Origin of the sequence: Clostridium sp. FS41 (genome assembly GCF_000954015.1) — a bacterium.
Classification (GTDB): domain Bacteria; phylum Bacillota; class Clostridia; order Lachnospirales; family Lachnospiraceae; genus Enterocloster; species Enterocloster citroniae.
Genome location: NZ_JYHN01000069.1, coordinates 246,282 through 259,925, shown reverse-complemented (window position 1 = coordinate 259,925; position 13,644 = coordinate 246,282). Strand labels below are relative to the sequence as shown.

The following is a 13,644-nucleotide window of genomic DNA, read 5'->3' as shown; positions in this document are numbered from 1 at the left end:
GCGGGAGCAGCGGAAAGACCGGCTCCCCTGAACTGTGTGGAAAGGAACATTGTGGGAAATAAGTGGTATCTTTCAGGGAGAAAGCTGTTGGATCAGATCAAAGAGACAGAATATCCCGATCATATGGCGGCCATATGGTATATTGGACAGATGGGTCTGGTTATTAAATGGAAGGGAACAATTATATATATTGATCCGGTCCTGAATGATCTGTTCAGGCCGGATGGAATCAGCAGGAGGCTTTATCCTCCGCCGTACACCGGCCAAATGGTGGATCGGGTGGATTGGGTCATCTGTTCCCATAACCATGCGGACCACATGAATGCAGACACACTGAAACCTATGTGGGAAAATAACAGGCATATGAGGGTAGTGGTCCCTTATCCGGTGACAAAAGTGCTGGAGTGCTCCGGGATTCCTGAACATGCAATTGTGGGGGCAAAGGAGTTTGAGCCTGTATCGTTAACAGAGGAGATCCAGCTTCTTCCAGTGGGGGCAGCCCATGAATCCTATGAGACGGATACGTCAGGCAACCAGTGTTATCTTGGCTATTTCCTGGACTTGGGTGGTATTAGGATATATCATTCCGGGGATACTATGTTAACAGAAAGGCTTCTCACAGATATCAAAAACAAAGGGCCGATCACCGCCGCTTTCCTTCCTGTCAATGGCACGGATTTAGAGAGACGCGGCAGAGGGATCGTAGGAAATATGGATGGCCGGGATGCCGCCTATCTGGCAGCAGAGGCCGGGGTTGACTTAGTGGTGCCCCTTCACTATGATATGGTTGAGGGAAACACAGAGAATCCGCTTTTATTTGCCTTTTATATGGAAGAACTGTATCCGGGGCGCAAATATGAAATCATGAAATTGGGACAGCGATTGATTGTGGAAAAAGTTTAATACTGGAAACTCTCACATTTATTGTGGGAGTTTTATTTTTGCTCTTGACAAACTTGTTTAAACAAGATATAATCATATCATAAAATACTTGTCTAAACAAGTGCGGGCGATGATGTGCTAAGAGGCAGTTTAAAATGAACAGATGATTGCAAAGAAACAGGTTAAAGTGAGATGTTTCAGTCTGAGGAGGTAATTATGGCAGGGAGATTTACCGAGGATTCTAAGAAGCTGTTGGAGTATGTGGGAGGACGGGAGAATATAGCGGCTGTTTCCCACTGTGTTACACGGATGCGGTTTGTGCTCAATGATCCGTCCAAGGCAGATACAGGGGCCATTGAATCCCTGGCGTCCGCCAAGGGCACATTTACACAGGCGGGACAGTTCCAGGTTATTATCGGCAATGAAGTGAGTACATTTTACAATGATTTTGTGGCAGTGGCAGGGATTGAAGGCGTGTCCAAGGATGCGGTGAAAAAGGCGGCCAAACAGAACCAGAACATGCTTCAGAGGATCATGAGCAGCCTGGCGGAGATATTTGCCCCCCTGATCCCGGCTATCATAGTGGGAGGTCTGATCCTGGGCTTCCGCAATATCATCGGGGAGATCGCCCTGTTTGACGGGGGGACCAAGACCTTGACCCAGGTATCCGTGTTCTGGGCAGGCATGAACAGCTTTCTGTGGCTGATCGGCGAGGCTGTGTTCCATTTCCTGCCTGTATGTATTGTATGGTCTATCACAAAGAAGATGGGGACTACCCAGGCATTGGGGATCGTGCTGGGCATTACACTGGTCTCGCCCCAGCTTCTTAATGCCTACAGTGTGGCTTCAACGGCCGCGGCTGAGATACCCAAGTGGAATTTTGGGTTCATGCAGGTGGATATGATCGGATATCAGGCACAGGTGCTGCCCGCAGTGCTGGCAGGATTTACACTGGTCTATCTGGAGCGGTTTTTCCGAAAGATCTGTCCGTCCGTGATATCCATGATCGTGGTTCCCTTCTGTTCCCTGATCTTATCCGTGATCGTGGCCCATGGAATCCTGGGACCCATTGGCTGGAAGGCGGGAGCCGTGATCTCAGACCTGGTGAATGCAGGCCTTACATCCTCCTTTAAAGGAGTGTTTGCGGCAGTGTTCGGATTCTTTTATGCGCCCCTTGTCATCACCGGCCTTCACCATATGAGCAATGCGATCGATCTGCAGCTGATCGCTGATTTTGGGGGAACCACCCTGTGGCCTATGATCGCCCTTTCCAATATTGCCCAGGGCTCCGCGGTTCTGGCTATGATCTGCCTGCAAAAAAGGGATGCAAAGGCAAAGGAAGTATCTGTACCGGCCTGCATCTCCTGTTATCTGGGCGTTACGGAGCCGGCCATGTTTGGCGTGAGCTTAAAGTATGGATTCCCCTTTATCTGCGGTATGGCCGGATCCGCGGTGGCGGCAGCGCTTTCCGTAATGTCCGGTGTAAAGGCTAATGCCATCGGAGTGGGCGGTATTCCCGGAGTCCTGTCCATACAGCCTCAATACATGGGGATCTTTGTAATTGCAATGGCCGTAGTGATCGTAATTCCCTTTGGTCTGACATTTATTATTGGAAAGCGCAGGGGAATTGGAACAGAGGGAAAGTCTGACGGCGAAAGGGAGGAACGGACAGGGGATGTGGCTGTAGAACAGCTGACAGCATATGTTTCCGGCCGGGTCATTCCCATGGAGGAGGTGCCGGACCAGGTGTTCGCATCCAAAGCCCTGGGGGACGGCGTTGCCATTGAACCTGAGGATGAAGTGCTGAGAGCGCCGGCAAACGGTACGGTTGCAGTGGTCATGGATGGAAGCCTTCATGCCTGCGGTCTGGTACTGGATAATGGAATGGAGGTGCTGCTCCATATTGGTCTGGATACAGTGGACATGAATGGGGAAGGGTTTGAGGCCCTGGTTAAACCGGGGGACCGGGTGAATGCGGGAGATCAGCTGATCCGCTTCAGCAGGGAACGGATTCGCAAGGCGGGCCACCCCGATATGGTTATTATGGTTGTGACCAACCCGGGAAATACGGCCAGCATAGAATGGAAATTCGGTTTCCTCGCCAGCGCGGGGGCCGATGCGGTGGCAGTGCTTAAGTGAGACAATAAAGGAGGATCATAATGCGGGATTTTAAGAGCAGTACCATCTATCAGATATATACAAGATCATTTCAGGATTCCAGCGGAAGCGGGCAGGGTGATATAAGGGGAGTGATCCGGCGTCTGGATTATCTCAGGGAGCTGGGAATTGATTATATATGGCTTACACCCTTTTTCAAATCCCCCCAGAATGACAATGGATATGATGTGGCGGACTATCTGTCCGTGGATCCTATGTTCGGCACCATGGAGGATGTGGAGGAACTGATCGCCCAGGCCGGAAAGCGGGAGATCGGCTGTATGTTTGATATGGTATTTAACCATACATCCACGGAACATGCCTGGTTTAAGAAGGCCCTGGAGGGGGACCCGGCTTATATGGACTATTATATATTCCGGGACGGGGAGCCGGAGAACCCTCCCACCAACTGGCAGTCCAAATTTGGAGGCAGTGCATGGGAATATGTGCCCCATCTGAAGAAATGGTACCTCCACCTCTTTGATGTAACACAGGCCGACCTGAACTGGGATAATCCAAAGGTGCGCAGGGAGCTTGAGAAGGTGGTCCTTTTCTGGAAGGAAAAGGGAGTCAGGGGATTCCGGTTTGATGTAGTGAACCTGATATCCAAGCCTCCACTGCTGGAGGATGACTATGAGGGAGATGGACGCCGCTTTTATACCGATGGTCCCCATGTCCATGAATACCTTCAGGAACTTACAAGAAACACGGGGATTGATGCTATGGTCACGGTGGGGGAAATGTCCTCCACTTCTCTGGACAACTGCATCCGTTACAGCTGCCCGGAAAACAGAGAGCTTTCCATGTGTTTTAATTTCCATCACCTGAAAGTGGATTACAGAGGTGGTGATAAATGGAAGTTGATGGAGCCTGATATGGCGGAACTGAAGCGTCTGTTTATGGTATGGCAGGAGGATATGGCAAAAGGAGGCGGGTGGAATGCGGTATTCTGGTGCAATCATGACCAGCCCAGGGCCATCTCCCGCTTTGGGGATGACAGGCGTTACTGGAAGGAATCCGGCAAAATGCTGGCAACCGTGATCCATATGTTCCGCGGAACGCCCTATGTGTACCAGGGGGAGGAGCTGGGAATGACCAATCCCTGCTTTGAAAGCATTTCCCAGTACAGGGATGTGGAAAGCACCAACTATTATCAGATCCTCCAGGAACAGGGCTGCACTGCCAAGGAGGCGCTTTACGTCATCCAGAACCGCTCCAGGGATAACAGCCGCACCCCCATGCAGTGGGACGGCAGCCGGTATGCCGGTTTTTCCGATGCCCGGCCATGGATCGGGATACCTGAGAACCATACTTATATCAATGTGGAGGATGAAAAAAAGGATCCTGATTCCATTTTCCATTATTATAAGCGCCTCATATCCCTGAGAAAAGAATATGGTGTGATCCAGGAAGGGGACATTGAGTTCCTTCATCGCAGCCATCCCCGGATCCTGGCATACAGGCGAAGTGATGAGGAAAATGAGCTGATGGTCTGGAATAATATGGGGAGTACGGCTGCTGCGCTTCCTGAGCCCTTTGGCCTGTGGGGGTGGAAGCTGCTCATTGGAAATTATGAGGATGAGGATGGAGCCGGGTTAGGAGATGATGGTGTGGGGAAATCCTGGTTAAGGAGTCTGCGTCCCTATGAAAGCCGGGTGTATATACGGAACAGGACAGGAGGAGACAGTTCGTGCGGGTAACGGTAAATCCGTCTGTCCCTACCATATTTTAGGCCGGTCTTCCGGCTTCCGATACATGCCGTCCCCCTCTTTTATGTCAAAGGCAGTATAGAAGCCATCGGTTGCGGACAGAACCCCATTGACACGTATGATCCCGGGGGCATGGACATCATTGGACATGATATAGGACAGGTATTCATCCCTGTATTTGCTGGCCCACACAGAGGCGTAGGCTTTGTATAGCTCTTTCAGGTCATAGCCTTCCTTTTTGGCAATCTCCGTCAGGCAGGAGACAGCCCCGAGATCAGCAATGTTTTCCGTGGCGCTGAGACTGCCGTTGACCGGTATCCCATTGACCTCCATCAAGCTGTAGTAATCTATGACTTTTTGGCCCAGCTCCTTAAAATGCTGTCGGTCCTCATCAGTCCACCAGTCCCGCAGGTTTCCCTTTTCATCATACTGGGAGCCGGTAGTGTCAAAGGCATGGGTGATCTCGTGCCCGATCACGGTTCCGATGCCGCCGAGATTGGCCACCGGATTCCCATTGGCAGAGTAGAAGGGGGCCTGCAGGATGGCTGCCGGGAATACGATTTCATTGTTCCCGGGGTTATAATAGGCATTGACGGTCTGGGGAGTCATCCCCCATTCGCCTCTGTCCACGGGATCGTGTCTGGTCTCAAACCTGAAATCCTGTTCCGCTTTTTTTAGGGACAGGATATTATCTATATAGAGCCCGCCCTGATCGGGGGGAGTTAATTCCAGTTCATATCTGTCCTGGGGCCATTGATCCGGATAGCCCACCTTTATGGTCAGGTTAGCCAGCTTTTTCCGGGCTTCCTGCCGTGTGGACCCGCTCATCCAGTCCATTGATGCAAGCCGCTGGTCATATACCCTTATGATTTTTTGGATCATAGCGGTCACATCCTGTTTGGCACTCTCGTCAAAATAGTTTTGGCAGTATATCCTGCCGCACTGATATCCCAAAAACTGCTGGACGGATTCGGATACGGTCCTGTCAAATGATTTTTTCTGTTCAATGCCGTTGGCGGATGTCTCATATACCTGGGCCGCATCCAGGGACTTTGTGCCTGCGATCCGGGACAGGTCCGAATACAGGCATGTCTTTACATAACGTTTCAAGAGAGGAAGATGTTCCTCTGAAAGGTATTGGCCCAACTTACGGCACAGGTCGGGCTCCGGTATGATGGTTTTTTCAGTCTGCTGAACGCCGTAGACATCTTCCAGGAGGGAAAAGGGAAGTGCGCCGGAATAAATAGCAGCCGCATCCTTTGCTGTATACACATTGTAGGTCTTAGACGAATCATAGGCCTCCTGTATAGTCAGGGACGAGGATGCCAGATCCTTCATCATTGCAGTCACCTGCGCCACGGTTTCCACTGCCTCCTGATGACTTGCTCCGTTTATTTCCTGGAGTGTGGTGAGATATTTTATATATTCCTCCACACGTTTCTTGTTGGAGTCATCCTCTGAAAACCATATTTCCCTTGTAAGCCCCTTGTCCGGCGGGCACACGTAGGCTGCTTTGACCGAGGAGTCCTGGCTGTCCCCTTCATACTCAATTCCTATCAGGCTGTAATATCCGTAATCCTTGTGGAACTGGAGGCAGGATCTTAACAGCTGGTCCAGTGTTCCGGCTCCGTCCACCTCCTTAAGAAATGCCCCGGCCGCCTGGCCGTAACCTCCCTTGTCCCTGGCTTCCTTATCCAGTCCGGTCAGGTTCAGGGCACGGATATTATACATATCCCTGCTTTCCCGGGGACGTTCCTGACTATTCCCCAAGGCGCCTTCCCGGGCGTTCTCCCGGGTATTCTCCAGGGGGGATTCCAGGGAGGAAACCTGTTGGATGATTTTGTTGACCTTTTCATAACTGTCCTCCCGGGATACCCGGAACCAGCTCATCTCAGGCTGGTCTGCCGGAATCGTCCACTCCTCCAGAGTCCGGCGGTTTACCGCGCTGTAAAAATCATCAGCGTAAGACGGGACCGTACTGGCCCTGGGCGGTGCGGCTGCTTCTGAGGCGCGGATGGAGTCCGGGGCGGAGGAGTCCGGGGTGGAGGAGTCCGGGGTGGAAGCGTCATGTGCAGGGAAGTCAGGGGAAGAGTCCGGGGCTTTTTCCCCATGGGAAGGACCGGATCCCCCGTGGTTTTCAGGGTAATAGCTGATGACAGCCAGGGCCATGGCGACCGCGACCGCGGTCCAGACAGAGGAATGATTTCTTTTTTTCATTAAAATGTCTCCTTTCTGTACGAATCCCAAACCTCATTTACATTTCCGTAAAAACATAGTACAATTGTGAAAGCAAATAAACGCTTAGATGTATCGCACGTAGGAGACCAAAATACGGTCTCCAAGTGCTCATAACGAGCCACTGCACTAAGTTCGTGGGAAACCTCACTAAGTGCCAGTGACATGTATCGCACGTAGGAGACCAAAATACGGTCTCTAAGTGCTCATAACGAGGAGGAGAGATCCGGAATGAAACATTATGATTATGTGTTGGTTGGCAGCGGGCTATACGCAGGAGTATTTGCCTGGTATGCAAGAAAGAACAAAAAGACATGCCTGGTTCTGGAGAAACGGGACCATATTGGGGGAAATATATATTGTGAGGATGTGGAGGGAATCCATGTTCATAAGTATGGCGCCCATATATTCCATACCAGCAATAAAAAGGTGTGGGAGTTTGTGAACAGCCTTGCGGAGTTTAACCGCTATACCAACAGCCCGGTGGCTAATTTTAAGGGGGAGATGTATAACATGCCCTTTAATATGAATACATTCAGCAAGATGTGGGGCATTTCCACGCCGGATGAGGCAAAGGCCGTCATTGAGAAGCAGAGGGCTGAGATAAAAGAAGAGCCCAGGAACCTGGAGGAGCAGGCGATCAGCCTGGTTGGACGGGAACTGTACGAAAAACTGATCAAGGGGTATACGGAAAAACAGTGGGGCAGGGACTGCAGGGAGCTTCCGGCCTTTATCATCAAGCGCATTCCTGTGCGGTATACCTATGACAACAATTATTTTAATGACCTGTACCAGGGAATCCCCATAGGCGGATATAACGTGATCATGGAAAAGCTGTTCGAGGGCTGTGACATAGAGACGGGAGTGGATTACCTGGAGAACAGGGAGCATTACGACAGTCTGGGCGAAACCGTAGTCTATACGGGAACCATTGACGCGTTTTATGGTTACCGGTTCGGGAAACTGGAATACCGCAGCCTGAGATTTGAATCCCAGGTCCTGGAGGAGGAGAACCACCAGGGCGTGGCTGTTGTCAACTATACAGACAGGGAGACACCGTATACCAGGGTGATCGAGCACAAGCACTTTGAGTTCGGAAGCCAGCCAAAGACTGTTATAACCAGGGAATATCCGGTGAGCTGGCAGGAGGGGATGGAGCCCTATTATCCGGTCAATGACCAGAAAAACCAGGAACTGTTCTGCCGCTATGAGCAGCTGGCAAAGGCGGAGGAACATGTATGGTTTGGCGGCCGTCTGGGAGAATATAAGTATTATGACATGGACAAGGTAATTGAGTCAGCCATGAGGCGGGCAGAGGAAATATTGGGGTGATGATTTTTGGGTGATACAGGTATGAGCCAGGGCACAGACCATCTTATAACAGTTTTGGCAGCCGCATACAATGGCAGGGAATATATTAAAGAGCAGATGGATTCCATCCTGGCCCAGAGCCAGGGAGGAATCCTTCTTGTGGTATCTGATGACTGTTCCTCAGACGGCACAGACAAACTTCTGGACCGGTATGGGGCGGAGCATGGAGACCAGGTGATCGTCCTTCACCGGAAAATTAGATCGGGCGGTGCGGCGGCCCATTTTCTTGCCATGCTGAAGCTGATGGCGGACCTGGCCTCAGGCCGGGGCATGGAGGCGTGGAACGGGATCTATGACCTGGGGGAGGAGACTTGTCTCCGGTTAAGGGAGGCTGCCGGCGCAGGGTATTTTATGCTCAGCGACCAAGATGATGTGTGGCTGCCTGAAAAGGCGGAGATCCTTCTTGGGAAGATGAAACAGATGGAAAGAAATGGGAATGCGGCAGGGGCCGAGCCGGGTAGTGGAACAAATGCCGGGGCCGAGCCCGGAACAAATGCTGGAACAAATGCTGGAACAAATGCCAAAGAACCCGGTCCCACGCCTCCGGTCCTGGTCCACTCCGACCTGAAAGTGGTGGATGAGGATCTGAGGGAAATCGCCCCCAGCTTTTTCAGGTATCAGAAAATATCCCCGGAGCGCACCCGGCTTTCCCAGCTGCTGGTCCAGAACAATGTGACAGGCGGAGCGGTCATGATCAACCGTTATCTGCTTCCCTACCTGGAGCATACCCCCAGAATCTGCCTGATGCATGATGCCTGGCTGGCGCTGCTTGCCAGCTGTTTTGGATGCGTGGGATGTGTGGACCGGCCTCTTTACCTTTACCGCCAGCATGGGACAAACACCCTGGGGGCGGAAAAGGGTGATAACCTGGCGGGAATGGAAAATCGCCTGAAGGACGGGAGCGCGGCCAGGGAGAATTACAGGCGGATGTTCGGCCAGGCCGAGAGCCTGCTGGAGCTGTTTGGGGAAGAGCTGAGCCCGGGGCAGAGGAAGATCCTGGCCGCGTTTGCGGGCCTGCCGGGCAGGAGCAGGCCGGGCAAGATGTTCCTCATACTCAGGTATGGTTTTACGAAAAATACTGTCCTGCGTACCCTGGGACAGATGCTGTTGATTGGAGACTGAGAAAATGGACGAGCGGATAAAGGAAAATGTGCACAGAGGACCGGCGGATCAGGCGGATCCGCTGCAGGGCGGGGAGCAGTGGGACAGCCCCGCTGTGAGTATTTGCTGTATCACATTTAACCATGCTTCGTATATAAGGAGCGCCCTGGACGGGTTTCTCATGCAGGAGGTGGACTTTACCTACGAGATCCTGATTCATGATGATGCGTCCACTGACGGCACGGCGGATATCATCCGGGAGTACACGGAGCGATATCCCCATATCATAAAGCCTATCCTGAGAGAGGAAAACCAGTATTCAAAGGGAATATCCAATATCAGTATATTTAATTTCCCAAGAGCCCGGGGAACATACATTGCCATGTGTGAGGGCGATGATTACTGGACGGATCCCCATAAGCTTCAGAAGCAGGTGGATTACCTGAAGGAGCATCCCCATTGTTCCCTTTGTTTTCACAGCGCAAAGATCATCAGCGTGGACGGTTCTAAGACAGAAGGTTTGATGCGCCCCTATGGGGAGAGCCGGAGGGTGGAGCCGGAGGAGATCGTGGATAAGACCTCAGGTTATCCCACGGCCTCCCTGGTGTTTCCGGCCTGGATCGTCAAGAAACTGCCTGATTATTATCTGGATTGTCCGGTGGGGGACATTCCCATGCAGCTGATGATGGCATCGGTGGGGGATGCCTTTTATATGGATGAGCCCATGTGCGTGTACCGGGTGGGCGTGGCCAGCTCCTGGACCAACCTGATGAAACAGGGGGATTATGAAGGGAAACAGAAGCGATACAGTGACCAGATGAGGGAAATGTATCAGGCCTTTGACCGGGCCACGGGAGGCAGGTTCCATGAGCAGGCAGTGAGCGCTGCAACGCGGATCTATTTTCTTACCCAGGTCAATACAAAGCATTATGATCAGGTCATGAGTAAGGAATACAGAAGGTATTACAGGGAACTCAGTTTCAGGACCAGGTTTTTTATACGGTTTGAGATACTGGCCCCCGGTCTGTACCGTCTGCTCCAGAGAATGGTCAGGGGGAGCAACTGATGCTCTGGCAGGCACTTTTTTGTACGGATCTTAAGGAAAGGAAGTTGTGCTTTGGCAGATACGGAGATTAAGAACAAGGTCATGCACGGATTGTTCTGGAAAATATTGGAGAATGGCGGGGCCCAGGGCATTCAGTTTGTGATCGCCATTATCCTGGCCCGGCTGTTGAGCCCGGCGGAATATGGGCTTGTAAGTATAATCATGATATTTATCACCATTGCCAATGTGGTGGTGCAAAATGGTTTCAGCACGGCCCTGGTGCAGAAGCGCCATTCCGATGACGTGGATTTTTCATCGGTTTTTTATTTCAGCCTTGCCATTGCGGCGGCTATGTACGTTGTGCTGTACATGGCAGCCCCCTCCATTGCAGGATTTTACCGCAGTGATGTGCTGGTACCCATTGTAAGGGTGCTCTCAGTGGTGCTGTTTCCGGGGGCCGTCATCTCAGTGCAGACAGCCTATGTTTCCAGGAAAATGGAGTTTAAGGGCCTGTTTAAGGCGACCATGGCAGCGGTCCTGGTATCCGGGGCTGTGAGCATAACCATGGCGTTCAGGGGACTCGGTGTATGGGCCATGGTGGGACAGCAGATCTCTTATTACCTGGCCCTCATGACCGCCTTGTTTGTTACGGTCAGCTGGAAGCCGGGCTTTATGTTTGCCATAGGGCGGGTTCGGGCCATGTTTGCCTTTGGCTGGAAGCTCCTTTTAGCAGCTCTGCTGGATACGCTGTTTAACAATCTGTACGGCCTGATCATGGGGAAAATCTACAATGAGGAACTTCTGGGCGCTTACAACAGAGGCGACCAGTTCCCAAAACTGATTGTCAATAACCTGGGGGCGGCCATCCAGGCAGTGCTGCTGCCGGCATTTTCCTCCAGACAGGGGGACATTGCCCAGGTCAGGAGCATGGTGCGCAGGGCGATCAGGACCAGTTCCTTTTTGGTCCTGCCAATGCTGTTGGGGCTGTTTGCGGTGGCGGACACCATGGTGCTGGCCCTGTTGGGGAAAAAATGGATGATCTGCGTGCCGTATCTGCGGATCATGTGTATCGCATACTCCTTTTGGCCCATCCACATCACCAACCTTCAGGCCATCAATGCGGTGGGGCGCAGCGATATTTTCCTGAAACTGGAGGTCATCAAGAAATCCATCGGTATCATGGGACTTGTGATCGGGGCCATGTACAGCCCGGTGATCCTGGTGTCCATCAAGGCGGGGATCGATTTTCTGTGTACCTTTATCAATGCATGGCCCAACAAGAAGCTGCTTGGGTACAGCATATCCAGCCAGTGGATGGATATCATGCCTTCCATGGCTCTCTCCGCTGTAATGTGCATCTTTGTATATTTCCTGCAGTTTGCACTGCCCGGCGGCCCATGGGGGAAACTGGTTATGCAGATCGTGGCAGGGGCCCTGTTCTACGGGGGCGCGGCCTGGATATTAAAAATGGAAAGTTTTATGTATCTGCTGGGAATGATCAAAAGAAGGGGATCATCACAGGCATAAAAACAGGGCTGGACCCGGATCGTGAAAATCCGGGCACAGCCCTGTAATCTGTTATAATCATATCCCGTATCTGTTATGAACCTACTGACCTGCGTTTAAAGCAGCTACGGCAACCGGGTCCGTAGGATCCCAGTGCTGGTCGGCAGAGATCGGCTGCTCAATGGCAGGCCTGTCGTATGGGCCGGGGATGGAGGAATTGTATACCTCAACCGTGGTGCCCAGAGAGCAGTGGTCGAAGATCCACTTGGAATCACCGGATGTATAGCGGATGCAGCCGGCGGAACGTACCACGCCCAGGAAGTTATAAGTCTCGGGCTTCAGTGTGTTCACATTGGGTGAATCGTAAATAATGGAGTGGAGCAGGAAGCTTAAGCCGGAGCCAAGGCGGGTTGCGTACTGGGTGTACACGCCGCTGTTCATCAGCCTCCAGCGGTACTTCTCAGGCGTCTTGAACGTGCCCAGAGGAGTATCCTCACCGGTGGAGCACAGGAATGTCTTAAGGGGAATGATAAAGCCGTTTCCGCCGTCCTGCACATACACGGTGGTGGTGTTCATCTGCTTGTTGATCCGGATCAGGAAGGGACCGGTTGCGCCGAGGATCGGCTCCAGATCCGTTACCACCTTTCCTGTCTCGTCAAAGTAATACTTGTATCCGTCAATATACTGCCATCCTGTTACAGGAACATTGTTGACAAAATAATACCTGTCCCTGTCATTCCATCCCCATCCTGTAAAGGGAACGCCTGTGCCGCTGCTGTAAACAACAGCACCGTCAATGGTCTGGATGCCGTCCGGAGCAGCTGCTTCCACCGGCTTGGTGGTGTTGTAGGTGGCGCCGTCCACATTCTTTCCCCACAGGGACACGCGGAAGCTCTGCATCACCTTGCCCGTGCCCATGGTTCCGGCAGTCTGGCCGTTGCGGGCCCAGTTGAGTTCGGTCCCGTCATTGAGGGTAGAGCTGTAATACACATCAAAGGTGTTGCCCACAAATCCGGTAAAACGGATCTGGATCGCCTCCACCAGGGATCCGTCCTCCCACACCGTGGTGTGGTCGCCGTTCATGGCCCATTCACTCCAGCCATGGGCGCTGGTGTAGGTCCTGTACAGGACATTGCCCACAATGTTGTTTAAGTAAATGCACAGGGAGCGGAAGCCGCCCTCTGATGCCACCGGGGTGTCGCCGATCACCGGCTCACTCCAGGTAGTGTCAGGACGAAGGACCTGAATTTGGAGATAAGGCGTGTTGGCAATGATGGCCGCCTGCATGGCTGCTTCCTCAGCCGCCGCTGCCTGTTCGGCCGCCGCCTGGGCATCCGCTGCATTGGCATCGGCCTGTGCATTGGCCGCCGCGTCATTTCCCGGAAGGGTCTCTGTGGGAGTGCCCTGGGTCTGCTGGGGCTGTGTCTCCTGAGACTGCGTCTCCTGGGGCGCTGCCTGTGTTTGATTATCTCCAGGGGCCTGTTCGCTGCCAGGTGAAACCTGTGCAGGTTTCGTGGTGCCAAAGGCAGGCCCGTAATTGGAATCGTCCTGTGCTGCAAATGCCGTACATGCCTGTCCGAGAATAAAGATTCCGGCCAGGAGAGCGGCAGCAGTACGTTTCATGTACTTATGCATTGG

The 13,644-nt window shown here is 52.5% G+C and carries 9 protein-coding genes; 7 read left to right on the top strand and 2 right to left on the bottom strand.

Going from position 1 to position 13,644, the window contains the following annotated elements; genetic code table 11:
* Positions 1-87 precede the first annotated feature (87 nt).
* From CLFS41_RS22735 to treC, 3 genes are all read left to right on the top strand, one after another.
* Entirely contained in the window at positions 88-903 is an 816-nt protein-coding gene (locus CLFS41_RS22735) for an MBL fold metallo-hydrolase (RefSeq protein ID WP_152649064.1), read from the top strand.
* A gap of 195 nt (positions 904-1,098) precedes the next feature.
* Positions 1,099-3,021, top strand: coding sequence for a PTS system trehalose-specific EIIBC component (gene treP, locus CLFS41_RS22730; protein ID WP_045093548.1), 1,923 nt, complete (start codon positions 1,099-1,101; stop codon positions 3,019-3,021).
* A gap of 20 nt (positions 3,022-3,041) precedes the next feature.
* Positions 3,042-4,739 carry an alpha,alpha-phosphotrehalase gene (gene treC / locus CLFS41_RS22725; RefSeq protein WP_007866798.1) on the top strand — a complete coding sequence of 566 codons (1,698 nt, stop codon included), beginning with the start codon at positions 3,042-3,044 and terminating at the stop codon, positions 4,737-4,739.
* 18 nt (positions 4,740-4,757) lie between these two features.
* Here treC and CLFS41_RS22720 read toward each other — a convergent pair whose 3' ends face one another.
* Positions 4,758-6,965 carry a M13 family metallopeptidase gene (locus tag CLFS41_RS22720; protein ID WP_045093547.1) on the bottom strand — a complete coding sequence of 736 codons (2,208 nt, stop codon included), beginning with the start codon at positions 6,963-6,965 and terminating at the stop codon, positions 4,758-4,760.
* A gap of 249 nt (positions 6,966-7,214) precedes the next feature.
* Between CLFS41_RS22720 and glf the strand changes: the two genes are divergently transcribed.
* From glf to CLFS41_RS22700, 4 genes are read left to right on the top strand one after another with little or no spacing between them, the layout of a single operon-like run.
* Positions 7,215-8,315 carry a UDP-galactopyranose mutase gene (gene glf / locus CLFS41_RS22715; protein ID WP_045093546.1) on the top strand — a complete coding sequence of 367 codons (1,101 nt, stop codon included), beginning with the start codon at positions 7,215-7,217 and terminating at the stop codon, positions 8,313-8,315.
* A gap of 21 nt (positions 8,316-8,336) precedes the next feature.
* Positions 8,337-9,476, top strand: a complete 1,140-nt coding sequence (locus CLFS41_RS22710) for a glycosyltransferase family 2 protein (protein ID WP_045093545.1) — start codon at positions 8,337-8,339, stop codon at positions 9,474-9,476.
* 4 nt (positions 9,477-9,480) lie between these two features.
* A complete protein-coding gene (locus CLFS41_RS22705; protein WP_045093544.1) occupies positions 9,481-10,521 on the top strand; it encodes a glycosyltransferase in 1,041 nt (346 codons plus the stop codon).
* Positions 10,522-10,572: 51 nt separating this feature from the next.
* Positions 10,573-12,027: a lipopolysaccharide biosynthesis protein gene (locus tag CLFS41_RS22700; protein WP_330412715.1), complete on the top strand. Its 1,455-nt coding sequence runs from the start codon at positions 10,573-10,575 to the stop codon at positions 12,025-12,027.
* Positions 12,028-12,108: 81 nt separating this feature from the next.
* Here the strand turns inward: CLFS41_RS22700 and CLFS41_RS22695 are convergent, their stop codons facing one another.
* Positions 12,109-13,641 (bottom strand): L,D-transpeptidase, encoded by a 1,533-nt coding sequence (locus tag CLFS41_RS22695; RefSeq protein WP_045093543.1) that lies wholly within the window; start codon positions 13,639-13,641, stop codon positions 12,109-12,111.
* Positions 13,642-13,644: the final 3 nt, after the last annotated feature.